Origin of the sequence: Streptosporangium sp. NPDC006930 (genome assembly GCF_040635605.1) — a bacterium.
Taxonomy (GTDB): Bacteria; Actinomycetota; Actinomycetes; order Streptosporangiales; family Streptosporangiaceae; genus Streptosporangium.
Map to the genome: position 1 here is coordinate 23786 of NZ_JBEYID010000031.1, position 25834 is coordinate 49619.

Genomic DNA, 25834 nt, shown 5'->3' on the forward strand with positions numbered 1-25834 from the left:
GGCCCGGGCTCCGAGCCCGGGCCTCGGGCGGCGGGACATCCCGCCCGGCGGGATGCCCGGCCCCCTGACCCGCGCATGACGAGGGCCCGTGAGGATCATCCTCACGGGCCCTCGTCATGCGCGGCCTCGGTTCTTCGTCACCCGCGGCCACGCCCCTCATCGCGTACGGTCCGGTGACCCCGGCGACCTTGGCGGCCCCGGCGACCCCGTGCCCTCGCGGGCGGCCCGGCAGGCGGTTCAGCGCCCCTGCCGGGCGACGCGACGGGAGGTGCTCAGCGCCGGCCGGGAAGCGCGGCGGTCTCGGACTCGGGCCGCCAGGTGGGGAGATACTCCCGCAGCCGCAGCACCATGCCCTGGCAGTAGGAGGCGTTGTGCTCCAGGCTGCGTTCCGGCATGAACGGCAGCTTGCGCCCGCGCGGGTGGTCGAGCTCGAAGCGGGTCAGAAGCTCCTGGCCCGCCTCCAGGCCGGTCACGTCGAGGTCGATGAGCAGGGCGGCCAGGTCGGCGGGCATGTCCACGACCGAGGTCGTCTTCCCACGCGCCCCGGCGCGCGACTCGACGCCCAGCTCGGTGAAGTCGTAGCGGGGCGGCTTCGGCTTGGCCAGGTAGATGTAGGGCCGAGCCAGCAGGTCGAGCTCGAACGCCGCCCGCGCCCCGGCGTCCCGCCACCAGGACTGACCGCGGGCGAAGTCGACGAGCAGTGCGTCGAACTCCTCGCGGTGCGAATGCAGGACGAGATGCGCGACCATCCCGAAATTGTGGAAGTCGTAGTTCCAGAGTTTCTCCACGGAATCGCGGAAGAAAGTCGCGACCTCGGTGTCCGTACGGCTCTCGAAATATGTCGCGGCGTCGGTGAAGAAGTCCTCGAACCTTCTCGTTCCCGACCTCTCCAGATAATTGGCGAGATAATACAGGCCACGCAGGTTGTAGAGCGAGTGGACCGCGTAGTAGAACCACGTGCCGCGCTCGCACTCCTCGCGGCTGACCCAGTTGGTGCCGACCACGACATCGGCTTCCGTGACATCACTGGGAACGCGTTCGACCTGCACTCCGAGAAGGTCGCGCTTCGCGTGGATCGAGGTGTTGTGAAGAAGGAGCTGCGGATAGACGATCAAAGTGTCGGCACGCAGCCGGCACAATTCCGCGACCCCTTCCTTGTAGGAGCCGAGGGTTTCCCCGGGAAGCGGCCAGATCAGCTCGATGTAGGAGCTGATGCGCTTCTCCCTGAGCGTCCTCTGCAGCTCGGTGTAGGTCGCGGGCTTGATGTTCGAGCGGTCGACCAGTTCGAGGGTCTTGGAGCTCATCGACTGCAGGGAGATGGGCTGACTGGTCAGCAGGCCGCCCTGCACGAGGATCTCGGTGATCTCGGCCATGCGGTCCGGCTTGTTCTTGGCCGCGGCCATCGAGACCATCACCGGGTAGCCGTTCTCCTCGCTGCACTCCACCAGGTGGCGGGTGAGCTCCACGTCGCGCGGGGCCATGCCCCAGTTGGCGTCGGCGATGAAGATCGACACGAAGTTGTTCTTGCTGATCCAGGTGATGTCGTCGCGGACCCGCTGGTCCTCGAACTTGTGCACCTTGTCGTTGGTCGCCGCGCCCCAGAAGCAGAAACCGCAGCTGAACGGGCATCCGCGGTTGGTCTCCAGAATGGCGGTGGTGTACTTGCCCTCCTCGAAGACGCCGGAGGTGAAGGGCGAGGGCACCTCCATGAGGTCGCGCACCCGCTCGGCGGCCTCGGTGGTGACGAGCTCCCCCGACCGCCAGAAGCTGATCCCGTGGACGGCGGCGAAGTCGGGTTCTTCGCTGAGGACCTGCCGTAGGTACTGCACCATCGTCTTCTCGCCCTCGCCGTTGCAGACGACGACGTTCTCCTGCTCCGGGGGGACGTACTCGTGGGCGTGCTGCATGACCTGCGGGCCGCCGAGGATGAACTGGGCCTTCGGGAGCCGCTCGTGCAGCGCGGCCAGCACGGCACGCGCGAATCCGATGTTCCAGATGTAACAGCTGATGGCGTACACGTCGCTGCGCCTGCCAAGGAGTTCGTCGATCACTTCCTCCCGGTTCGCGGACACGGGTGCGGAGAAGATCTCGAACTCACATCGCGGCCCCACCTCGGGGTCATGCTGTGCGTAGGCCTGCATGTAACCGGAGGCGAGGGGCAGGATGGCCTCGAATGCAGACAGCTCGACGAATGTGACTTTGGTGTTCATGACGCTCGTCCCTGCGTAGTCTGAGTAATCGCTGAAGCCGATCGGCTGGAATCCGCTTATGGTTTCACAGCGGGAGTGGACGAACAACGCGCACCATTTGCGTCCGCCAATCGCGTGTTACGGTTCTGAAAACCTCGATGACCACGGACTCGATAACCACGGAGGAGAAAACGCATGCCGACTCCCAACTACGAGACCGGCCACCGGAAGCTCTCACTCGACGATCGGATCGCGGAGCATCTCGAAAAGACCTTTCAGGACCCCTGGGAAATCCGCAAACTTTCCCATGATTTCCGCAGGAACGGCTATGTGAAGCTACGGAACGTGGTCTCCGGCGAGATCAAGGACCTTGTCTCGGACGAGGTGGACCGGCTGCTCGACCTGCACGCGCGCCGGATCGACATCAACCTCAAGGAGACCAGCAACTCGCCGAGGAAGATGAGCACGGTCAGCCAGCAGTCCATCGCACAGGACAGCACCCTGATCCCGGAGCTCTACGACTCCGCCACCCTCAAGGACTTCCTCGGCCGGCTGGCCAACGAGCCGGTCGTCGGCTGCCCCTGGGACGAGGAGAAGTACGTCATCATCCGCCAGGAGAAGCAGGGCGACACCCACGGCTGGCACTGGGGTGACTTCAGCTTCACCCTCATCTGGATCATGGAGGCGCCGAGCAGCGAGTACGGCGGCATGCTCCAGTGCGTCCCCCACACCAACTGGGTGAAGGAGGACCCCCGGGTCCACGACCACCTCATCAAGCAGCAGATCAGCACCTACGCCCACGAGACCGGCGACATCTACTTCCTGCGCTCCGACACGACGCTGCACCGCACGGTCCCGCTCTCGGAGGACCGCACCCGGATCATCCTCAACACCTGCTGGGGCAGCGAGTCCGACGCCAAGAAGGAGAAGTCGCACGAGACCATGGAGGCGATGTTCAACTAGAGCCTCCCGGCTCCGGCGGCTCCGGGACACCTGGGAGATCCGGAAGCGGCACGGGGAACACGGGAACGACGAGACGGCCCGGTCGATGATCGACCGGGCCGTCTCGTCGTTCCCCGCTGTCCTCTCGCCCCGCTGTCCTCTCGCCGCTCGCCGCATCGAGCGTCCGCTCGGTCCTGCCGATGTCTTGACGGTTTCTTGCCGGTGTCTTGACGGGAAGGCGCGGCAGCCGGTCGACGCCCTGCCGAGCCCCGTCCGACCGGCGCCTGCCGGGACGGCCAGTACTCGTGGGCGAGGGCCGGGGCGTCGGCGTCGGCGTCGGAGGTTTTCAGCGGCGGCCGGAGCGGGCCGGACGCCCGCCACCCCGCGTCGCGTACTCCCGCCCTCGCCCCGCCTGCTCCTGCTCACGCTGCCTGCGCCGCCGTCCCAGGAACCAGCCCGCCCCCAGGATCGCCAGACCTATCGGTGTACGAGACAACCTTCGTGCCACTACGACCTTGAAGAACTTTTTCATAGGGGTCCCCTGCCCCCCAGCGGCCCGATTAGACGAGCGCGGCGCATCCGGCTTCGGGTAAGGGCCTTCCCGACGTCCGGTGCGGGAACGTCGCCCTGCGAAAGATCCTCAGCGAGCGTGCCGCCGCCGGACCACACGCAGCGCGAGCGCGCCGAGGACGAGCAGGGCGAGCGCGAGGGCGACCCAGCCCGCGCCGAGAGACTCCAGCCACCCCGCCAGAACGCCCTGCACGGCCGTCGCGGCGCCCACGATCGGGTCGTCGGCGGTTCCTCCGGAGAAGACCCGCAGCTCGTACCAGCCGTAGTACATGACATACAGCCCGGCCGGCAGGAGCAACGCACCGCTGGTTCTGGAAACATACGGCAACAGCCGCCGCAGTCTGGCCACCGCGGCGCCCCGGGCGAGCACCACCGCCGTGGACAGTACGGCGACGACCAGGCCCATGCCGAGCGCGTAGGCGACGAACGCCGCCGCGCCGCCGAGCAGGCCCGCGCCGGACAGCGAGGCCGAGGTGACGGCGAGGAACGGTCCCACCGTGCACGACAGCGAGGCAACCGCATACGACACCCCGTAGCCGTACAGCGAGAGCGCCGAGGTGGCGGGACGGCCCGCGGCCGGCCCGGGAAGCCGGAGCAGCAGCTCGCGACCCGTCAGCAGCCACACGCCGAGCCCCGCGAGCAGCACGCCGATGACGATCGTCACCCACGGAAGGTAGCGGCCGACCGAGACGGCCAGGGCGGTGACGGCCACCCCGAACAGGCCGAAGACCGTGACGAAACCCGCGGTCATCGCGACCGACAGCATCAGCGCCCTGGCGACCGGCCCACCGCGGCCCGGCCCGCCGTCGGCGATCAGCAGGGTGAGGTAGGCGGGCAGCATCGCGAAGCCGCACGGGTTGAAGGCGGCCACCGTGCCCGCGGCCAGCGCCAGGGCGAGCGGCACCTCGGCGACGTTCACGCTCGTCTCTCCAGGTTGTCGAGGGCTACGAGGGACGGCTACCGGCCGAGCAGTCGCCGGACGTGGCCGTCCAGCGTGTCCTTGTCGAGCGGGCCCGAGGCCTTCGTGGTGGAGCCGTCCGGTTTCATGAACACGAACGTCGACTGCTGGCTGACGCCCAGTTTGGTCCACACCGCGCCCTTGGTGTCCGCGAGCTGCACGATGTCGCCGGTGCCGGTCCCCTGGACGAACTCCTTCATCGCCGCCTCGGTGTCCAGGCCCGCCACACCGACGAACTCGACGTCGCCGAACGCGGCGGCGGCCGCCTTGACGGCGGGCGCCTCGGAACGGCACTTGGGGCACCAGGGTGCCCAGAACCAGAAGACCACCGGCTTGCCGGCCAGATTGGCGCCCTGGAACGGCTCGCCGTCCAGCGTCTTGGCGGAGAAGGCCAGCGCGGCCGGCGTCGCCGCCGGGGCGTCGGTGCCGGCGTCGGCGTCGGCGTCGGGCGAGGCCGTCGGCGCCGGTGATGCGGATGCCGAGGTGGACGCCGGACCGGACGGCACGGCGGCCGGCGGCGCTGGATCGGCGGTCACGCCCCCCTCGGTGCCGCACGCGCAGGCCAGCAAGGCCACCGAGACCACGGCAACCGCCGCTCGCATTTTGATCATGCGTCCAGCGTAGGAGCGGAGGTCCCCGCGATTTCTTACGAGCTCGTGACGGCGGCTTGCCGCCAGGGCCTTCAGCCTCCGGCTTCGCCCATGGCCGCCTCGATCCCGTCCAGGAGGATGACGAGCCCGGCGGCGAAGGTGTCTCTCCCCTCCTGTTCCAGGTAGGGGACGGTCTCGTCCTGAGCCTGGTAGGCGCCCTCGCCGTCCAGCCAGGTCAGCGTGGGGAACCGCTCGGCGAAATCGGGGGCGACCTCCGTCAGCAGGGCCGAGCGGGCGTACCACCACTCCTCGTCGGACAGCCCGGTCGCCGCCGGGGCCTGACGCGCCTCCGCGACCGTCTGCGCCGCCCCGCGTACGAAGCAGGAGAGCGTCCCCGCGACGCGCCGCAGCGTCCCGGCGTCCAGCCCGGTCTCCCGGAGGATCCGCATCACCCCCTCGATCATGACGTACTCGTTGGGGCCCAGCACGGGACGCGCCTGCGACACCTGCAGCATCCACGGATGCCGTATGTAGAACTCCCACGCCTCCCGCGCCCAGGAGGTCACAGCCGCCCGCCAGCCCGCCTCCAGGTCGTGGTGGGTGGACAGTTCGGCGAGGGCCCGGTCGTACATCAGGTCGACCAGTTCGCTCTTGCTGGGGACGTAGGTGTAGAGGGCCATCGCCGTGCGTCCGAGCCGCTCGCCCACCGCGCGCATGGAGAGCGCGGCCATCCCCTCGGAGTCGGCGACGGCGACGGCCGTGTCCACGATGAGGTCCACGCTCAGCGCGGGCTTGGGCCCGGGACGCGCCTGGTCCGACCTGGTGGTACGCCACAGCAGCGCCATCGAACGGCGCGCGTCGCCCTGTCCGGCGAAGACGACCACTTGCAACTCCTTACGGCATAAACTAACTTTGCCGGGCTAACTCTTTACACCCTAAGGATATCGCGTGAGAAGGTTCGTGTTCCCACCCGCCACACCGGTCGGCTCAGTCGGCCCGCGGCGCCGCCCGGCCACCGCGGACAGCCACGACGTGATCGAGGTTCGCGGCGCCAGGGAGAACAACCTGGCCGACGTCTCGCTGGACATTCCCAAGCGGCGGCTCACCGTCTTCACCGGGGTCTCCGGCTCCGGGAAGTCCTCCCTCGTCTTCGGCACCATCGCGGCGGAGTCGCAGCGCCTGATCAACGAGACCTACACGGCCTTCGTCCAGTCGTTCATGCCGAGCCTCGGCCGTCCCGACGTCGACGGCCTGCGCAACCTGAGCGCGGCGATCGTCGTCGACCAGGAGCGGATGGGCGCCAACTCCCGCTCCACGGTCGGCACCGCGACCGACGCGCAGACGATGCTGCGGATCGTCTTCAGCCGGATCGGCACCCCTCACGTCGGCACCTCGAGCGCGTTCAGCTTCAACAGCGCCGAGGGCATGTGCCCCGAGTGCGAAGGACTCGGCCGGGTCTCCGACGTCGACGTCTCCCAGCTCGTCGACGTCGACCGCTCGCTCAACGAGGGGGCGATCACCGCCCCCAACTTCACCGTGGACTCGTGGTACTGGCAGGGCCTGGCCCACTCGGGGTTCTTCGACCCCGACGTCAAGCTGAGGGACTACACCCCGGCCCAGTGGGAGGACTTCCTGCACAAACCCGCCACCAAAATCAAAATCGGCACGATGAACACCACCTACGAAGGGCTCCTGGTCAAGGTACGGCGGCTCTATCTCGCCAAGGACCGGGAGTCGATGCAGCCCCACATCCGGGCGTTCGTGGACCGGGCCGTGACGTTCACGAGCTGCCGCGCGTGCGGCGGCAGCAGGCTCAACTCCGCCGCGCTCGCCTCGAAGATCGACGGCCGCAACATCGCCGACTGCGCGGCGATGCAGATCAGCGACCTGGCCGACTTCGTCCGGGGCATCGAGGACCCGTCGGTGGGGCCGCTCGTCGCCACCCTGCGCAACACGCTGGAGTCACTCGTCGAGATCGGCCTGGGCTACCTGAGCCTGGACCGCGAGTCGTCCACCCTGTCCGGGGGCGAGGCCCAGCGGGTGAAGATGGTCCGCCACCTCGGCTCCAGCCTGACCGACGTCACCTACGTCTTCGACGAGCCCACGGTCGGGCTGCACCCGCACGACATCGAGCGGATGAACAACCTGCTGCTGCGCCTGCGTGACAAGGGCAACACGGTCCTGGTCGTCGAGCACAAGCCGGAGACGATCGAGATCGCCGACCACGTGGTCGACCTCGGCCCCGGGGCCGGCTCCTCCGGCGGGCGGATCTGCTTCACCGGCGACGTGGCCGGGCTGCGCGCGTCGGACTCCCTCACCGGCCGCCACCTGGACCACCGGGCCCGCCTGCGCGAGAAGGTACGGCAGCCCAGCGGGCAACTGTCGATCACCGGCGCCCGCCTGCACAACCTCAAAGATGTGAACGTCGACATCCCGCTGGGCGTGCTCACCGTGGTCACCGGCGTCGCCGGCTCGGGCAAGAGCTCGCTGATTCACGGCTCGCTCCCCCGCAGGGACGACGTCGCGGTGGTCGACCAGACCCCGATCCGAGGCTCACGCCGCAGCAACCCGGCCACCTACAGCGGGCTGCTCGACGCGATCCGCACCGCCTTCGCCAAGGCGAACGGCGTCAAGGCCGCCCTGTTCAGCGCGAACTCCGAGGGAGCCTGCCCCAACTGCAAGGGCATCGGCCTGGTCTACACCGACCTGGCGATGATGGCCGGGGTGGCGTCGGTGTGCGAGCAGTGCGAGGGCAAGCGGTTCACCCCCGAGGTGCTCACCCACAAGCTGCGCGGCAAGGACATCAGCGAGGTGCTCGCCATGTCGGTGGCCGAGGCCCGCGACTTCTTCGCTCCCGGCACGACCTCCTCCGCCGCAGCCTCTTCCCCTGCGGCCTCGAAGGCGAGCTTCGGCGCGGCGCGGGCCGTCCTCGACCGGCTCTCCGACGTGGGCCTGGGCTACCTCGGCCTGGGCCAGCCGCTCACCACCCTGTCCGGCGGCGAACGACAGCGGCTCAAGCTCGCCATCCGGATGGCGGAGAAGGCCACCACGTACGTGCTGGACGAGCCGACCACCGGCCTGCACCTGGCGGACGTGGACCAGCTCCTCGCCCTGCTGGACCGGCTCGTCGACGACGGCAACACGGTCGTCGTCATCGAGCACCACCAGGCCGTGATGGCCCACGCCGACTGGATCATCGACCTCGGCCCCGGAGCCGGACACGACGGCGGCCGGATCGTCTTCACCGGCACCCCCGCCGACCTCGTCTCGACAGGAGACTCCCTCACCGCCCGGCACCTGCGGACCTACCTGGGCGGGAACACCGTCCGATAGGCACATGGGGAGAGCTCTAAGGCTTTCCGGGCCCGTGCCGAGTGCGGTGGCGACCCGCATCGCGTCGAAGAGCGTGCCGTCCGAGACCAGCCGCGGATAGCAGACGGTCCACGTGTCGCGCAGCTCGGACGCGGCGAGGTCGTACCGTGCCAACAGGGGAGCCAGGTCACCGCCCAGGACGAGTCGGCCCGCGAAGCACGCCGCCGCGAGATCCGCCTCGAACTCCGGCGGCAGCCCGGCCACGCCGAGGCAGGCAGCGTCATCGCTCGCCGGTAACGCACCGAGTTGGTACTGCCCCGGCGCACGATCTGCTGGAGCCTCTGCCCTTCTTGGTCGGTGAGCCTTCGGCCCCTGACAGGTTTCTGCCGCCACGCCACCACGCGCCGGACCGGATCTGACTGATCACCTCCAACCGGCCCGGCCCCCCCACGAGCAGCAACCCGCCGAACCTTTCCGGTCACAGCTCTCTCTGGGGAGTACGCGCGGACAGTCGGCCCGTGAACATCCAGGCGTCTGAGATCATCTCCAGGAGCGAGGTGCGTCGTGGACGCCATCCCAACTCCTCAGCGGCTCTGGCGTTGGAGGCGACGAGGACGGCCGGATCACCACCGCGTCGCTCGCCGTGGACGACGGGTACCGATCTGCCGGTGACCTGTTCAACCGCCCCGATCACGTCCAGAACGGAATGCCCCCTGCCGCCACCCAGGTTGACGACCTGGTGCACCCCCGGCATGGCCTTGCCCATCGCCAGGAGGTGGGCTTCGGCCAGGTCCGCGACATGAACGTAATCACGGACACAGGTGCCGTCAGGAGTGGCGTAATCGGTTCCGTGTACGGACAGCGCTTTTCGTCGGCCCTGTGCGACCTGCAGTGCCAAAGGAATGAGGTGGGACTCTGGATCGTGGCGCTCCCCGAACCGTGTGTACGCACCCGCGACGTTGAAGTACCGCAGGGAGACGGCTGCCAGGCCGTGCGCCTCACATTCGCTCCTGATCATGTGATCCACCGCCAGCTTGGAAGCACCGTAGGCGTTGATAGGCCTGACGTGACAATCCTCGGCTATGGGAATCTGCGCGGCCTCCCCATAGACGGCGCACGTCGAGGAGAAGATCAGACGCCGGACACCCGTTGCGCGCATCGCCTCAAGGAGGGCGAAAGTTTCGATCACATTGTTCCGCCAGTATTTCTCGGGAACCCTGGACGATTCCCCGACTTCGGCGCTGGCGGCGAAGTGCAGAACGGCCTCGTAGGAGGGGTCGAGCACCTTGCCGCTGTCGAGCAGGGACGCCTTGACGAATGTCACGCCCTCGGGAACGGCGGCGCCGAAGCCGGTGGAAAGGTCGTCGAGCACGGTGACCCGGTACCCCCGCTCCAGGAGGATCGCGCTTGTGACCGACCCTACATACCCGGCGCCGCCCGTGACGAGCACTCTCTTCCCTCTGCCGCCCGACATGCCTGGACCTCCCATTCGCGCGCGTTCGGCCTTTTTCAGTACACGTCGTTCACGGTCGACGTCATCAGCGGAAAATGATTCAGTCTGACTTCAAGACGAGTCCCGTCTCCGTTATGAGCGACGACTCCTGATACTCGTAGTCGCTGTTGATACTCCACAGGTCATTCTTGTCGAATCCTTCCATGATGTTCTCGGCAGCCAGCATCCCCATAAGAATACTGTGATCCTGATTGTTGTACTTGAACGCCCCATACCGCCCGATCACCTGCAGGCCTCTGTATCGACATAAGAAGTCCACGACCTTCTGCAGATCATCCCGGTATCCTCTCCGGTAGACCGGATAGCATTTCGGGATTCGGACGACCTTCGCGTCGACGATCTGCTCCGGGCTTACCAGCCCTGTCATGACGATCTCTTTTCCGGCCAGCTCCGTCTGCAGCGTCTCCTCCCAGTTCCAGAAATCGTCGTCGTCGAAGCACCAGTACTCCAGCGCGAGGATGGTCTCCTTCCTTCCGCGCGTCAGTGTGGGAGTCCAGTTCCGAAAGTTCGTGATGCGGCCCATACGCAGTTCGTCACTGTGCACGTAGATCCAGTTGTCGGGGAACACGTCATCCGCGTTGACGAGCAGGTAAACGATCACGGTGTTGCGGAATCTCAATGACCTCACAGCCGCCGCCACATCCTCCGGCACACCGCTCAGCCTGTTCATTAGTGTCGTGAGCGGCATCGAGCTCACCACATGGTCGTACGCCACATCCTGCTCCGCCAGTCGCAGGCCCGTTACGACATCGCCCGACACGGTCACCGAGTGCACCGGAGAGTTGAGGTGTACCTTGCCACCCTCATCCTCGATACGAGACCTCATCAGCTGGTATACCTGACCGGTTCCCTCGTTCGGATACGCGAACTGGTCGACAAGGGTTCTGTGCCGCTGCCGGGAACCGCCGGAAAGCGCTCCTTTCGCGACTTCCCAGAGAGACAGCCCTCTTATGCGCTGAGCCGCGAACTCGGAATCAAGGTCGGCTGCGGCGATGCCCCACAACTTCTCCGTGTACGTTTTGAAGAAATGGCGGTACAGCCGCCCCCCGAAACGGGACACGACCCATGACTCGAATGTCTCGCCGTCGCCGTCGCCGCCGCGGGCCGGCAGCCGGTGCCACAGGTAACTACCCAGACAAAGCGCTCCCTCCGTGACACCGAGATTCCGCAAAGCGTCATCTGCTTTGATGGGGTAGCGAAAGAACTTGTTCCGGAAGAGGATGCGGGTCAATCTGTCGACCATGACGTAGTCGTCGCCGACGACCTCGAGCCACAGAGCGTTCACGCGTGGATCCGTGCTGAAGAAACGGTGCGGACCGATGTCCACGACCTGACCCCACAGCTCCATGGATCGGGCCATCCCCCCCATGTGCGCCGAGGCCTCATAGAGATCGACCTCTACCCCGTTCTTCGCCAGCACGTATGCGGCGGTCGCGCCCGCCGGTCCCGCGCCGATGACGGCGACCTTCTTCGTGTCACTCATCAAAGTGCTCCCGAGTGGTCTGCGTCTTCCGTCCCGTCCGATAACTGTCCGGCGAGCCGGCCGTGACCGTGAGGGCGGTCGCGGCCTTCGTGCCAATACGCCGTGCGGGCACGGCGAAAGCCGACTTCGGCTCTCTCACGGACGTCGCGACGGTTCACGGCACGGCCGGCCCCGCCCTGCAGGTGATCGTCCCGCCGGACGGCGAGGAACAGAGGACCACGGCGGCCTCCGGGCAGGCGGTCAAGCCGTCGCGAGTATCCCCCGAGCGATCAAAAGGAGACCGTTACGCCCCTTTGTCTCCGGCCACGCGGGGATTAAACCAGGACAATCGATATCACCTTGAAGGCGACCGAAACCATCTTATTCGGCCCCGTCAATTTAACCTCTTGCGCCGCATTCTTGTGAACCGAATACCCCCACGTCCCGCCACACAAAACCCATTCCCGCAGAGGATCGGCGATGCCGATCACGGGTTGACATCCGAACCATACAGAGTTATGACTGATCTTGACGAGTCCCCAAGTCGCACGAAAAACCTCATTCGGCCCACCGACTTCTCATACAAACGCACGCCTGCCGTGGGCTCGCTAATTCCCCGCACGCATGCGTATGCTCACAGTGCGGAAGTCGCGCGGGGATCGCTTGACATCGGCAGGCATTGACGATGCCTGAATTCTCATTTTGTCCTCTGTTCGGGTCCGGCGAAAATGGGCGACTTGTCGAAGGGAGCAGCGTGAAAGTACTGGGCCTGAACGGGTGGCCGGGGCGTGGTCACGACGGTGCGGCATGCGTTGTGTCCGACGGCCGGATCGCCGCGTTCGCCGAGGAAGAGCGTTTCGTGCGCAGGAAACATGCCTATGGCCTCGCTCCGCTTCACGCGGCCGCGTTCGTTCTGGCCAGGGAGAAGATCACACTCGACGACATCGACGTCGTGGCGTTCGGCTGGGACGTTCCGACGCTGCACCGTGACCGCGATGTCCGCTGGACGTTCAGCCCGGCCGAGGCACTGGAGAGCCTGCTCCCCTCGACCCTCTTTCCTCGGCGGCGTGATCCTGAACTCGTGTTCGTCCCCCACCACCTGTCGCACGCGGCCAGCGCGTACCACGCCAGTGGCGACGCGGATGCCGCGCTACTGGTGATCGACGGCCAAGGAGAGAACGAGAGCACAAGCCTAGGACTCGCCCGGTCCGGAAAGATAACACTCCTGGAGACGCTCCCGATCTCGTGGTCTCTCGGATATTTCTATGACGCAGTCGGACGGTATATCGGATTAGGGCCCGACCAGGCCGGCAAGCTGATGGGACTGGCCGCGTACGGCACTGTCCGCGAAGGCGTCCTCAACACTTTTCGGCTGGACGATTCCGGTTACCATGTTGATCACATCAGCCCCGGCCTGCGCTCTACCGAGAACATAGACGAAAGCAAAGAATCAACCGAGGCCTGGCTGTCCTATTTGGAGTCCACTTGGCCTCAACCACCCAACAGGCAGCGGCGCGTATACGACCCTGAAACCGCTCGATTCCTGTCTCTTACCGAACGCGATCCGTTCGACTACCGGGACCTGGCGGCCACGGCACAGTTTCTGCTGGAGCAGGCGGTGTCGAAACTGGTGGACCGCCTGTTCGCCATCACGGATTCGCGGACACTGCACGTCGCGGGGGGCGTGGGTTTCAATGCCACTCTCAACGGAGTCCTGATCAAGCGGCACGACCTCGACCGCCTGTTCGTCCAACCGTTGGCCGGAGACGCGGGGGTGGCGCTGGGCGCCGCGCTCCATGTCGCCGCTGAGCACGGTGACGTGATTCGTCCCATGACCGATTCGCTGGGGTGGGGTCCGGAGTTCTCCGCGCAGACGATCCGCAGGCTTCTCGACGACGCGGGCGTCCGATACGCGGAGCCGCCGGACGTGACCGGCGCCGCCGCCGAGTTCATCGCGAACGACGAGGTGATCGGTTGGTTCCAGGGAGCCGGCGAGGTGGGGCCGCGCGCCCTCGGGCACCGCAGCATCCTCGCCTGCCCGGCCGACGTCGCGACGCGCGACCGGATCAACCTGAGGATCAAACAGCGGGAGTGGTGGCGTCCACTGGCTCCGAGCATCAGCCTTGAACACCACGCCGAGATCATCGATTCGCCCTCGGCCCTGCCGTACATGATAGTGACCACTCCACTCCGCCCCGAGAAGACGGAACTGCTCCTGGCCGTGAACCACGTGGACGGCACCACCCGGGCGCAGACGGTCAACAGCGCGGACGAACCGCTTTATCACCGGTTGCTGCTGGACGTGGAGAGGGAAACCGGCCTCGCGGCAGTGCTCAACACCTCGTTCAACGGGCCGCAGGAGCCCATTGTGTGGACACCGGCCGACGCGATGAGAACGTTCACCAGACTTGGCCTCGATGCCCTGGTCCTGGGCCCTTTCGTCATACGGAAACGGACATGACGGAGGAGAGTTCGCCCGCCTCTCATTGGCGAGGGCGAAAGGCACCGCAGATCCGGACAGGAACACCTCCGTGCACACGCGGCTTCTCCGCGGGCAGGAGGCCCGCGGGTGTCGAGCGCCGTCCCGTACACCGCCGCCGGATTCCGCGAACCGGCCGCAGGGGCGCGATCTGTCCTGACTTTCGATGACGAGAGAGACATGAGCACATCACCGCTGTCGGATCACCCTCTGTCCAAGGGCCGGCTGCCCGGCTCCTTGCCGCCGGCGGACGTACTCGATGCTTATGCGGCGGTGTGCCTGTGGGAGATGGGCGTCCCGGAGATCGATGTGCGGTTGTCCCGGAGCGGCACCGTACGCGTCGCGACCGCGCGCACCGGGACCGGCCGCGCCGTGCAATGGGCCGGAGGAACCCCCGCGATCGACGGCCGCTGGACCGCCGAGCTGGACTCCCCCGGCCGGACCGGCTCGCGACCGGTACCGCGCACAGTGCTTTCCCGCTGCCGGCTTGAGACCGACAGCACGTGCGGGCGGAGTGCGTTGATCGCGCGATCCGATGGCGGGATCGTGCCTGATACCGCACTCGCCACGGCGAGGCTTCTCGACATGGTCGAAGGCGGTGACGGCCGGCCGCCGCCCGGAGCCCGGGAAACACGTCTCCTCCTTTCATCCCCCTGGACGGGGTCCGGCTCATCGCGAGACTGGCCGGACATCTGCGACCTCTTTCTCGGCCAGGTCGACGCCGTACCCGACTCGATCGCGGTGCGGGCCGATGACGGCGAACTGGACTACGCGACCCTTGAGACGCGGACGCGCCATTTGGCGCTTCGGCTGATCGCGTCGGGAGTGGGCCCTGGCGACGTGGTCGCCCTCGGCCTGCCCGACCGGGGACTCACCTCGATCGTGGCGCTGCTCGCCGTGCTGCGGGCAGGTGCCGCCTATCTGCCCGTCGGCCCGGACGTGCCGGCTGAGCGACGCCGTCGGTACCTCGCCGTCTCGGGCGCCAGAATGGCGATCACAGGTGAGGCGAATCGTGACGTCTTCTCGGCGGACGGCATTTCCGTGGCGACGATCGGGCGCGACATCGACGAAACCGCTACCGGGACCCTGCCGGACGTCGTCCCTCCTGAAGCCCTGGCCTATGTGCTGTTCACCTCGGGCTCCACCGGGCCCGCGAAAGCCGTCGCGATGCCCCGCCGTTCGCTGAACCACCATGTGTGGTGGTATCTCAACGACTCGGAGGCGTTTCTGCGAGGACGCTGCCTGCACTTCTCCGACCTGGCATGGGACACTTCGACGGCCGAGATATTCCCCGTGCTGTGCTCGGGCGGGACGGTGGTCGTCGCCTCCACGGCGGCGCGCCACGATCCGGACGTCCTCTTGAAGGCGTTGTGTGACCAGGACGTCCAGCGGGTGATCCTCCCACCGCATACCCTCACCCGGATCGCCGAGCGAAGCCTGCGCAGAGGGCTCGTCCCATCCGGGTTACTCGATGTGACCAGCGGAGGCGAGCAGCTCGTTCTCACGCCCGCCCTCCGTGACTGGTTCGGGAGAATTCCCGGCGCGATCCTGCAGAACCACTATGGCCCCACCGAAACACAGCTGGTGACGGCGTACGCCGCCAGGCCGTCCCAGGCGGACGACCTTCCGCCTGTCGGAAGGCCCTGTGGCGCCACCAGGCTACTTGTGCTTGACGACACGCGGCGGCCGGTGGCCGTCGGGGAAACGGGAGAGCTCTACATCGGGGGGGCCGGCCTGGCTCACGGCTATCTGGGCGATCCGGACACCACGGAGCGGAGATTCGTCCAGGGCCCGTTACCGGGGCCTGAGAACCGTTTCTATCGGACCGGTGACCTGGTGCGATGGAACGCTGACGCGAACCTTCAGTTTCTCGGGCGGATGGACGGCCAGGTCAAGATCCGGGGCCAGCGCGTCGAGCCGGCGGAGGTGGAGCACGAGCTCACCCTTCTGACGCACGTTCGAGAAGCCGCCGTCGCCGCGGTGGACGCCGAGAACGGCAAGGCGCTGTCGGCGTTCGTCGTCGCACCGGAAACAACCGCGGCGAGCCTTCGGCGGGAGTTGGCCCATCGCCTTCCACCCTTCATGATCCCGGCTCGGATCTTCATGGTGGAGAAGCTCCCCCTCACCTCCAACGGCAAGGTCGACTTCGCCCGGTTGTCGGCGAGCGCCGCAGGGGAGGCACCGCGTCCCGCGAAGCACTCCGCTCCGCCCGACGACGCGGGCGGCTCTCCGCTGGAGGTCATACGACGGGCCTGGGCCGCGGTGCTCAGCACCTTCCCGTCGGTGGACGACGACTTCCACGATGCGGGCGGCGACTCCCTGCGGGCGATGTCGCTGGCACTCCTCTGCAGACGGCATGGCATCTTTCTGCGAGCAGGCGATGTGCTCACCCTCCGTACCCCCGCGCGGATGGCCGGGCTCGCGGAGGACGGCTCCGGCCGAACCGTGATCGCTTCAGGTGAGCCCGACGACGGGCCGCTGTCCCCGAGTCAGGCGTATGCGTGGCGGCTGGCCACCGACGACCGGAACCACTGGTACCAGGCCGGATGCTTCCAGACCACCGGTGATGTGGATGTGGGAGCCTTGCGCGCCGCCTTGACCGCTGTCATCCACGCGCATCCATCGCTTCGGACCGCCGTCGTCCCGACGCCGTCGGGGCCGCGCCAGAAAGTCCTGGCGGACCCACCTGCCCCGTTGTGGTCGGCCGCCCCCGAACGGACGGCGGACGGTGCGCCTCTGGCATGGTTGCCGTGGGCGCTTCGGACGGCGCACGCCGCGCTCGATCTTGAGGCCGGTCGTCTGGTGAGCGCCGTTCACGTACCCGGTGCCGATGGCGCGGCCGGCCATTTGCTGCTGATGGCTCATCAGATGGCCATCGACATGATGTCCTGGCCCGTTCTGACGGACGATCTTCAATACTGCTACCGGAGCCTGCGGGAGACCGGCCGGGCTCCGCGGCTGGGAGAAACGACGTCGTATCTCTCTTGGACGGAGGCACTGCGCCGTCATGCGGCCGATCCGGCCACCATCGGTGATCTGTCCCGCTGGCGCGAACACGCGAACGCGATCACCCGGATTCCCCTCGACCACCCCGTAGCCGACCCCCCCGCCGCCAATACTGCGGCGACCGCGGCGACCGTACACGCGGAGCTCGGGCGGGAGGCGACCGATGTCCTGCTGCGCCGCGCGCCGCGCGAGCTCACGTACCGACCTGACGAGCTGGTTCTCCACGCCCTGGTGGAGGTGCTGGCGGACGTCTCCGAGACCGCCCCGGTACGGCTGGACGTACTGGGACACGGACGTGCGGAGTCCGTCTCCTCCCAGGTGGATCTGTCGCGTACGACAGGATGGTTCACCACGGTCACACCGCTCGCGGTCCCCCTCCCCCCGAACGGGACGGCACGGGAGCGGTTGGCCGCCACGGTCCGCGCGAACCGATGGACGCAGGCCAGGGCGATCTCCTACGGAGCGCTGCGTTACCTGGGAGCACCCGCCCACTCGTCACCGCTGGACCTGCCGCCTGCCGACGTGTCCTTCGACTACGGCGGTGACGCCGGCCTGTTCTACCCGGGAGAACTGATGGTCGGCGAGCTGGACGCCCCCCTCGGCCCGTATGTCCACGACACCTGGCAACGTCCCCACCTCATCGAGGTGCAGGCGCGGCTGGTGAATCGCCGTCTCGTCATGGAGTGGACGTATTCACGAGCGCTCCATCACCGCCACACCATTCAAAAATGGGCGGACGATCACCTAAGGCGTCTTTCGGTGACGCTGCGACCGATGTGGTCGGAGTAGTGCCCGTGCCATGCATGTCGATACGTACCCCGCGTCCGGCACTTCGCCATCGCCGGATCATCGCGACAGGACGGAAAGATCGTCCTGCGGAGTACTTCCGTTCGTCCCCGGCGAGGACGCGATGCCGGCAGGTATTCCTGAAGGCCTGTCCCGAGGAGCCGACCTGATGCGAGAGATGTCTCACCCCCTGCTCGCGGCCATCGATCGTGAGATTCCCGCCTTGAAGCGCCTGATGGCAGAGGAGGGGGATCAGCGCTGTCTTTCCGACGCGGCCGTGGAATGTCTGCGGCGCAGTGGTGTCTTTCGCATGGCCGTACCCGCGGACCTGGGCGGCTGGGAAGCCGACCCGCTGCTGCAGTTACGTGCCGTGGAAAGGCTCGCCGAAGTGGACGCGTCCGTGGGGTGGTACGCCATGGTCGGCTCCGACGGCGGCTTCTACTGTTCTTTTCTGGATCCCTCGGTGGCGAAACGACTGTACGGAGCGGATCCGAATGTCGTGACCGCCGGTTTCGTCGAGCCCGCAGGTGTCGCCCGGCCTGTCGAGGGCGGTTACCTTGTCTCCGGCCGCTGGCCTTTCGGCAGCGCGTCATATCACAGTACCTGGATCGCCAGCGGTTGCCGTGTGCAGAGCGACAACGGCGACGACCCGGCCGACGGCCGGTGGATCGTGGCGATGCTCCCCCGGATCGCCTGCGAACTTCACGACACGTGGCACACGATCGGCCTCCGCGCCAGTGGAAGCTTCGACTACAGCACCCGGGACCACTACGTGACCAGCGAGACCACCTTCAGTTTTCTCGCCGGGGCGCGACGCGACGAGCCGCTGTACCGGTTCCCGTTGATGTACCGGGCGAACGTGCCAGGTGCCGCGCTGGGCGCGGCACGTGGGGCCCTGGGGGAATTCATGGAGTGGATCGCCGACCGCCGGGACCCGCTCACCGGCGCGGCGCGCAAGGAGTCGACGCACGTGCAGCTGGCACTGGGTAAGGCGGAAGCCGCGGTGGCCGCTGCCCGGTCCTACGCGGAGGCCGTGATCGGCGAGCTGTGGGAGGGGCTGCTCCGGGGTGAACCACCAGACCTGGACCTCCGGGCGCGATTCCGATTGATGATCGTACACACGGGGGTGACCTGCCGCTCGGCCATACAGGCCCTCTTCGACGCGTGCGGCGGAAGCGTGATCTTCGATCACCACCCCCTGCAGCGGCGGCTTCGCGACCTGACGGCCATCGCTCAGCACACATTGCTGCAAGAGCCGAACTACGCGCTGTCGGGCCGGGTCCTCATGGGACTCCCACCCCACGGCGAGGTTTTCTGATGCCCCGCGACCACGAGGCGGGACAACCCCCCGTGCGCGTGCTGGTGACCGGCTGCTCAAGTGGACTCGGGCGGGCGACGGCGGAGTATCTCGCCGCCCAGGGGATGACGGTCTTCGCCGCGATGCGGGACGTGTCCGCGGCCGGAGATCTCTTCTGCGACGACGAACTCGTTCATGTGCTGTCGCTCGACATGGGCAGCGACTCCTCCGTGGCGGCCGCCTACGCGGCCATCGACGATCTCGCCGGCGGTGTGGACGTCGTCGTGGCCAACGCCGGGGTGGAGCTTCGTGGTCCGCTGGAGGCCGTGAGCGCGGATGAGCTCGCCTGGCAGCTGGAGACCAACGTGGTGGGAACCCACCGCGTCGTCAGGGCCGCCCTGCCCGCGATGCGGACGCGTCGACGAGGGCATGTCATCATCGTCTCCTCCATCGTGGGCAGGGCCGCTCGACCTCTGCTCGGTGCCTACTGCGCGAGCAAGTTCGCGCTGGAGGGACTTGCCGAAGCGCTTTACCTGGAGATGTCACCCTTCAGGGTGACCGTCAGCCTGGTCGAGCCAGGCCGCTTCCCCAGCCGGCTCTCTCTCAACGGGCGGGACGCCGCCGACTGGGACCGCTGCGGTGATCCCTACGACTCGCATGCCCTGACCATGCGTGATGCCCTCGCGGCCCTCGAACCCCCGGACTACGTCCCTTCTCCGCGGATGACCGCCGATGCCGTGCATCGGTTGATCACGGCACCACGCCCCCCGTTCCGGCTGCCGGTGGGCGTCGACGCGGACACCACGATCGCCCTTCTCGGCGAGCACCGATTCGATCGCTATGCCCGGCTCTTCACTTCCGCGGCAGACCGCGGGGGCGACGAGCCGATGTCTCACGACCTTGGCGACGAGGAGATCACAGCCCTGCTGTCGGATGAGAACCTCGCCGTCCTCACCACCTTGATGCCCGACGATCAGCCACAGACGCACGTGGTCTGGATCGATTACGACGGCCGGCATTTGCTCGTGAACAGCGAGATACATCGCCAGAAGTACCTCAACATGAGGATAAATCCCAAAGTGACCGTCACCCTGATCGACCGAGACGACCCCCACCACTTCGCGGAGATTCGCGGCCGGGTCGTCGGTTTCGACCATGAGCCGGCCGCACGAAACCACATCGACCGATTGAGCCGGAAGTACAGAGGGCACGACTATGACCCGGCGATGATGCGCAGCGCGCGAGTCATCGCCCGGATCGCCCCTATTCGGATTGTGCGGGTGAGAGGAAGCCGCATACGTTCGTCCGCTCCCGGAGGCCCCATAACCGAGCGAATGGAGTGAGCACCGTATTTCATTGGACCCGGGAAAGCCACTACGGCGTTGGATGAAAGAGACATCAGGCGGACGGCATCCGATCCCGGTACCACCGGACCGCACGCAATGGAGATCGCACGCCCCGACGAAAACAGCGAGGCCACGATCGCCACGGGGAAGGAAGACATGAGAGCCGACGACGAGAACACTCGTCGAATTCATCTCGGAGGGGGGGTGATTCGACGGTGCGTGTCCCTCGTACGCCGCGCGGCGCGGCACGGGGCGGCACGCCGCACCTCCCTCGTGGTGCTCGCCAGGGCTTTCCCCGGGCGATTCGGCGCCCTGGTCGGCCTGGTGGTGATCGCCGGCGCGCTGCCCGGCGTCTTCGCGGTTCTGGTGGGGCGGCTCGTGAGCACGCTGTCGGACGGCGCCGCGGCAGATCCCGGCCGTGTGACGGTCGTCGTCATCTGGATGGGCGTTTGCCTGCTGCTCCAGGAAGTGTGTGCCGGCGCGCAGGAGCTCCTGGTCGCCGATCTCTATCGCCGCTTCGACGAGCACCTCCTCGCCCGGGTGATACGCGCCTCGACCTCACTGTCCCAGCTGGACCTGTTCGACGACCCGCTCATGGCCGCCCAACGGGACCGTGCCGCACGGGCGGCACGCTTCGGACCGGGAGAGCTGGTCAGCGGCATCAGCGCGAAGTGGACGAAACAGGCGGGCGGTCTGACCTCCGCGCTGCTGGTCGCCTGGTATTGGCCGCTCGCCGGCGTGCTTCTCGCCGTACTGTGGATCATCGCCGGATGGGGCATCAGGGCCAGCTACTACCGGGCCAATCCCTTCTGGACCGATCCGCTGCGGCGCTCCGCCTACTTCAAGAACATCTCCCTCATGCCGGAGTGGGCGAAAGAGCTGCGAATCTACGGCCTGTCCGGCTGGCTGGCGGATCGGTTCGGCAAGGAGTGGGCCTCCGTCATGGCCGAGCTCCTGAAGGCACGCCGTATCGGGCAACCTCGGCTGGCCCTCCTCGCGCTCGTGTTGCTGGCGAGCCACGTGGTCATCCTGTTCTCTCTGGTCCCCGCAGCGGAGGGCGTACCCGGCATCGGCGCGGACTCCATGGTCGTGGTGCTGCAGGGATTGATCGGGATGGCCGCGCTCGCCAGCCAGCACGGCGACATCTGGATCGAGAACGGCGCCGTCCCCATCCCCGACGTCCTCACCCTGGAGCGGGAAGTAGCAGGTCGCGAGAGAGACGCGTTGGAAAGCCGTCGCGCGATTCTTCCCTCCGCGACGGGAGACATTCGCTTTGAGAACGTGCACTTCGCGTACCCAGGACAACAGCACTCTGTTCTCGAAGGTTTCGACCTCACTATCCCAGCCGGCCAGTCATTGGCCATCGTAGGACTCAACGGTGCGGGGAAGACCACCCTGATAAAACTGCTCACCAGGCTCGCCCGGCCTCAGAAGGGCGTCATCAGGGTAAGCGATACCGACCTGAACGACGTCGATCCGACCGAGTGGCGTAAACGTATCGCGGTGGTCTTCCAGGACTTCGTTCACTATCCGATGCCCGTTCGCGAGAACATCGGTTTCGGCGCGATCGAGCGGCTACGGAGCCTCGGAGCGGACGATTTCGATTCTCGCGTCCGCGCCGCCGCTCGCCTGGCCGGCGCAGACGAGATCATCGACGACATGCCCTTCGGCCTCGACACCCTGCTTTCTCGTCGCTACACCGACGGCGTCGACATCTCCGGCGGACAGTGGCAACGGCTGGCTCTCGCCCGCGCCATGCTGGCGGTGGACAACGGCGCCCAGTTGATCGTCATGGACGAGCCCACGGCGCACCTCGACGTCCGCGCCGAGGCGGATCTGTACAACCGGTTCCTCGACCTCACCCGCGGGCTGACCACGGTTATCATCAGCCACCGTTTCTCGGCGGTACGCCGTGCCGATCGCATCGTCGTGCTGCAGGCGGGACGGCTCGTCGAGGACGGCACCCACGACGAACTCATGAGACTCGACGGCACCTACGCGCGCCTCTTCGCCCGGCAGGCCGCTCGCTACACGTCCAAGGGCACCCCCGCGGGAGGTTCCTTCGGTGGCTGACAAGGTGCACTTCCGCCCGTTCCGCCCCGACCGGGTGCGTGCGACGAAGGTCATCCTCAGGGTCGCCTGGGAAACCGACCGTGTACGGACCATCGCCGCCCTGGGCGTGAGCGTGACGCAGGCACTCCTGGTGTCATCGTTCGCCCTGTGGCTGAAGCTGGTCATCGACGGTGTCGGCGAAGGGGAAAGGTGGGCCGCCACATGGCCCGCCCTGGGCTTGGCGTTGGCGATCGTGGGCAGTGCGGCCCTCGACTACTCCGGTGCGCGGACGCGGCAGACTCTGAACGAGAAGGCGCACCACGTCATGGAGTGTCGCCTTCTCGATGTCGTTGGAAGATCACCCACGCTCGAGATCCACGAGAACCCGCAGCATCTCACTCAGCTGGAGCTCCTGGATTCAGAGTCCTGGGAGTTCGGGGAGACGATCCCGGCGATACTCAACATCGTCAACATCGGCATGCGCATCGCGATGACGGCCGCGCTACTGGCGTCGGTCGACCCGATCCTGCTCCTCGTGCCGCTGTTCGGCGTGCCGAGTCTGGCGCTTGGCGGCCGCGTCAACCGTCTCTACGAACGGGGCGTGGAGGCCGCCGCCGATCTGAACCGGCAGTCGAGAGACCTGTACGAAATGGTGATGAAGCCGGGCCCCGCCAAGGAGATCCGGGTATCCCGCCTACAGGACGAGTTCGTCGGACGCTTCCGCTCCGCGTACCGCGAGAGGCGAGTCATCGAACTCAGGCATCTCATGTACGGCCAGGCGATCAGCCTTGCCGCGCGCTTGGTCTTCGTGCTCGGCTACGCGGGCGCCATCGCGATGATGGCGACACGTGCGGTCAGCGGCACGGCGAGTGTCGGCGACGTGCTGGTGACCGCGATTCTGGCCGGCCAGATCCTCGGCCTGGTCGTCGGCACCACCGAAGTGGTGCAATGGGCCCTTCGCACGCTTACTTCCGCGAGTCGTTACGTCTATCTCCTGGACGTGGCGCGGGACGACCGGCGAACCCCGGCCGCCCCGCTCTCCGTGCCGGACCGGCTGCGCGCGGGGATCCGGCTCGACGGTGTCTCCTACCGCTATACGGAGCAGGGCGATCGTGATGTCCTGCACAATCTCGACATTCTCCTTCCCGCGGGAAAGACCGTCGCGATCGTCGGGGACAACGGCGCCGGGAAGAGCACGTTCGTCAAACTTCTCACCGGAATGTGCCGACCGACGGGCGGTCGCATCCTCATCGACGGCGCCGAACTGTCACAGCTCGAACTTGAGCACTGGCGGCTCCAGATCGCGGCCGCCTTCCAGGATCACGCGCGATTCGAACTCCTGCTCCACGAGGCCGTGGGCATCGGCGACCTGAGTCTGAAGGGAGATCGGGAAGCGGTACGGGCCGCGCTTGAGCGGGCGGGTGCCTCGGACCTTCCGGCCAGGCTGCCCTCGAAGTTGAACACACAGCTCGGCACCAACTGGCCCAACGGAGTGGATCTGTCCGGCGGTGAATGGCAGAAGCTGGCCATCGGCCGGGCGATGATGCGTCGCCGACCACTGCTGTTGATATTGGACGAACCCACCGCCGCCCTGGATGCCGAAACCGAGCACACGCTCTTCGAACAGTGGACACGCGCCGCCCGGCGCTCGGCGGCGGACGCCGGGACGATCACCGTACTGGTTTCCCATCGCTTCTCCACGGTTCGCATGGCCGACCTGATCATCGTCCTGGAGCGAGGACGTATCACCGAGGCGGGGAGCCATGAGGAACTGATCGCCGCCAGAGGCCTCTACGCGGAGCTGTACCAACTACAGGAGGTCAATTATCGCTGATCGATTGAACACTCGACTCAACAGGAGAAAGCGAATAATAGAGTCAAGCATGGTCGGCGCTATCGCAAATACAATTGAACACGTCATGGTAGTGACGCCTTCAATTAAGTTTGCTACCTTATACACACAACCGGTTTCGCCTGGCAGATGAAGAGCGGCGGGAACCGATCGCGTCCGAAAAGGAACACGATGAACGCTGCATTTCAGGAAACCTCGACAGAGAGAACGACGAGCAAGCGGCTGATCGCGATGGCGACCGTGTGGATTCTCGTCCCCGCGGCACTGGCGGTCGTAATGTGGGCGACGCAGCAGTACTATCACCATCCCGGGTCGTGGATGCTCGACATGAAGGTGTACCGTTCCGCTGTCAACGCGGTTCTCGATGGTGTCAGCCCGTACGTCGTCGGTTCGAAGGACATCGTTGAAGGCGCCGATCTGCTGCTTTTCAACTATCCACCGTTCGCGCTCTTCTTCCTCTTCCCGTTCGGAATTCTGAGCCTGGACGTCGCCGGGCTGATATGGACCGCCATCAGCATTGCCGCGCTGCAGCTCAGCGTATATCTCTGCCTCAAGCGCGTAGGGGTCGCCAACGTCTGGCGGCTGGCGATCCCCATCACGGTCGCCTGTCTCCTGCTGAATCCCGTCGACCAGAACCTGCAGTGGGGACAGGTGAGCCTGGTCCTCATGGCACTTGTGCTGGTGGACCTCTGTCTGCCGGACTCGTCCAGATTCAAAGGGGTTCTGATCGGCCTGGCGGCCGGCTTCAAGATCTTCCCTGGCGTGTTCGCCCTCTTCTACCTGCTGACGGGCAGGATTCGGGCCACGGGAACAACGATAGGCACCGCAGTGGGAACGGTCGCGTTCACCTGGGTCGTCTTCCCCGGCTATTCCGCGGATTACTGGTTGCACCAGATGTTCAACACCGCCAGATATATGCCCGCGGGCTGGGTTCCCAACGAGTCGCTTCGCGGGATGCTGGCCAGGACCTTACATTCCGATGCGGCGTCCAGACCGGTATGGCTCGTCGGCTGCCTGCTCACCCTGATCGTCGCCTCGGCCGCGATTCGCGCGGCCTACAAAATCGGTGAGGAAAATCTCGGAATAGTGGTCGTGTCGATGACGGCCCTGCTGTTGTCCGTTGTCGCGTGGCATCACTACTGGGTGTGGAGCATTCCGGCGACGATTCTGCTGGTCGATGCCGCCCGGCGCAGAAAGAGCACGCTGCTCTGGGCCTGCGCCGTCATCCCGATAACAGTCATCGCCCTGCGGGTCAACGAATGGGTCCTTCCCGATCAACCGGGGTACGACCCACTCACCCTTGAGACCCTGCCATTGATCACAACGAGCGTGGTCACGCACGTGACGATAGTCCTTCTTCTGGCGATCACGGCTTACGGCGTGATGGAGGAGGCCAAGCACAAACGGTCGACACGACAGAAAGAACGGCAGAAAGAAGAGGGCCTCGAAGAGCCCGCGCGATAAAGCCTCGCGAACCTCT

General features: G+C 66.5%; 16 protein-coding genes. 9 read left to right on the forward strand and 7 right to left on the reverse strand.

The window, feature by feature from the left end; genetic code table 11:
- Window positions 1–272: 272 nt before the first annotated feature.
- Window positions 273–2210 carry a cobalamin-dependent protein gene (locus tag ABZ664_RS36025; RefSeq protein ID WP_362520723.1) on the reverse strand — a complete coding sequence of 646 codons (1938 nt, stop codon included), beginning with the start codon at window positions 2208–2210 and terminating at the stop codon, window positions 273–275.
- A 174-nt stretch (window positions 2211–2384) separates the two neighbouring features.
- Here ABZ664_RS36025 and ABZ664_RS36030 point away from each other — a divergent pair, with 174 nt between their 5' ends.
- A complete protein-coding gene (locus ABZ664_RS36030; protein ID WP_362520726.1) occupies window positions 2385–3152 on the forward strand; it encodes a hypothetical protein in 768 nt (255 codons plus the stop codon).
- Window positions 3153–3477: 325 nt separating this feature from the next.
- Here ABZ664_RS36030 and ABZ664_RS36035 read toward each other — a convergent pair whose 3' ends face one another.
- The 4 genes from ABZ664_RS36035 to ABZ664_RS36050 all read right to left on the reverse strand — a co-directional run bounded on the left by ABZ664_RS36035 (window position 3478) and on the right by ABZ664_RS36050 (window position 6133).
- Window positions 3478–3663, reverse strand: coding sequence for a DUF6203 family protein (locus ABZ664_RS36035; RefSeq protein WP_362520729.1), 186 nt, complete (start codon window positions 3661–3663; stop codon window positions 3478–3480).
- Window positions 3664–3771: 108 nt separating this feature from the next.
- Window positions 3772–4620 carry a cytochrome c biogenesis CcdA family protein gene (locus ABZ664_RS36040; protein ID WP_362520732.1) on the reverse strand — a complete coding sequence of 283 codons (849 nt, stop codon included), beginning with the start codon at window positions 4618–4620 and terminating at the stop codon, window positions 3772–3774.
- 38 nt (window positions 4621–4658) lie between these two features.
- Window positions 4659–5270 carry a redoxin domain-containing protein gene (locus ABZ664_RS36045; RefSeq protein WP_362520735.1) on the reverse strand — a complete coding sequence of 204 codons (612 nt, stop codon included), beginning with the start codon at window positions 5268–5270 and terminating at the stop codon, window positions 4659–4661.
- 71 nt (window positions 5271–5341) lie between these two features.
- On the reverse strand, window positions 5342–6133 hold the full coding sequence (locus ABZ664_RS36050) for a TetR/AcrR family transcriptional regulator (protein WP_362520741.1): 792 nt from the start codon (window positions 6131–6133) through the stop codon (window positions 5342–5344).
- Window positions 6134–6209: 76 nt separating this feature from the next.
- On the opposite strand from ABZ664_RS36050, the gene ABZ664_RS36055 reads away from it, so the two are divergent.
- The gene (locus tag ABZ664_RS36055; RefSeq protein ID WP_362520895.1) at window positions 6210–8582 is read left to right on the forward strand and encodes an excinuclease ABC subunit UvrA; all 2373 of its coding nucleotides are present in this window, start codon (window positions 6210–6212) and stop codon (window positions 8580–8582) included.
- A 457-nt stretch (window positions 8583–9039) separates the two neighbouring features.
- Here the strand turns inward: ABZ664_RS36055 and galE are convergent, their stop codons facing one another.
- Together galE and ABZ664_RS36065 are read right to left on the reverse strand one after the other, a co-directional pair.
- Entirely contained in the window at window positions 9040–10035 is a 996-nt protein-coding gene (galE, locus tag ABZ664_RS36060) for a UDP-glucose 4-epimerase GalE (RefSeq protein ID WP_362520745.1), read from the reverse strand.
- A 79-nt stretch (window positions 10036–10114) separates the two neighbouring features.
- Entirely contained in the window at window positions 10115–11557 is a 1443-nt protein-coding gene (locus tag ABZ664_RS36065) for an FAD-dependent oxidoreductase (protein WP_362520750.1), read from the reverse strand.
- A 733-nt stretch (window positions 11558–12290) separates the two neighbouring features.
- Between ABZ664_RS36065 and ABZ664_RS36070 the strand changes: the two genes are divergently transcribed.
- The 7 genes from ABZ664_RS36070 (at window position 12291) to ABZ664_RS36100 (ending at window position 25818) form a co-directional block, all read left to right on the forward strand.
- Window positions 12291–13997, forward strand: coding sequence for a carbamoyltransferase C-terminal domain-containing protein (locus ABZ664_RS36070; protein ID WP_362520755.1), 1707 nt, complete (start codon window positions 12291–12293; stop codon window positions 13995–13997).
- Between the two features lie 198 nt (window positions 13998–14195).
- A complete protein-coding gene (locus ABZ664_RS36075; RefSeq protein ID WP_362520760.1) occupies window positions 14196–17810 on the forward strand; it encodes an amino acid adenylation domain-containing protein in 3615 nt (1204 codons plus the stop codon).
- 166 nt (window positions 17811–17976) lie between these two features.
- Window positions 17977–19125, forward strand: coding sequence for an acyl-CoA dehydrogenase family protein (locus ABZ664_RS36080; RefSeq protein ID WP_362520765.1), 1149 nt, complete (start codon window positions 17977–17979; stop codon window positions 19123–19125).
- Window positions 19125–20447, forward strand: coding sequence for an SDR family NAD(P)-dependent oxidoreductase (locus ABZ664_RS36085; RefSeq protein WP_362520770.1), 1323 nt, complete (start codon window positions 19125–19127; stop codon window positions 20445–20447). Before ABZ664_RS36080 ends, ABZ664_RS36085 begins: the two co-directional genes overlap by 1 nt.
- A gap of 222 nt (window positions 20448–20669) precedes the next feature.
- A complete protein-coding gene (locus ABZ664_RS36090) occupies window positions 20670–22523 on the forward strand; it encodes an ABC transporter ATP-binding protein (protein WP_362520775.1) in 1854 nt (617 codons plus the stop codon).
- Complete coding sequence (locus ABZ664_RS36095; protein WP_362520779.1) at window positions 22516–24336, forward strand: ABC transporter ATP-binding protein; 1821 nt, start codon at window positions 22516–22518, stop codon at window positions 24334–24336. The genes ABZ664_RS36090 and ABZ664_RS36095 overlap by 8 nt, the downstream gene beginning before the upstream one ends.
- A 189-nt stretch (window positions 24337–24525) precedes the next feature.
- Window positions 24526–25818 carry a glycosyltransferase 87 family protein gene (locus ABZ664_RS36100; RefSeq protein WP_362520782.1) on the forward strand — a complete coding sequence of 431 codons (1293 nt, stop codon included), beginning with the start codon at window positions 24526–24528 and terminating at the stop codon, window positions 25816–25818.
- The last annotated feature ends 16 nt before the right edge of the window (window positions 25819–25834 follow it).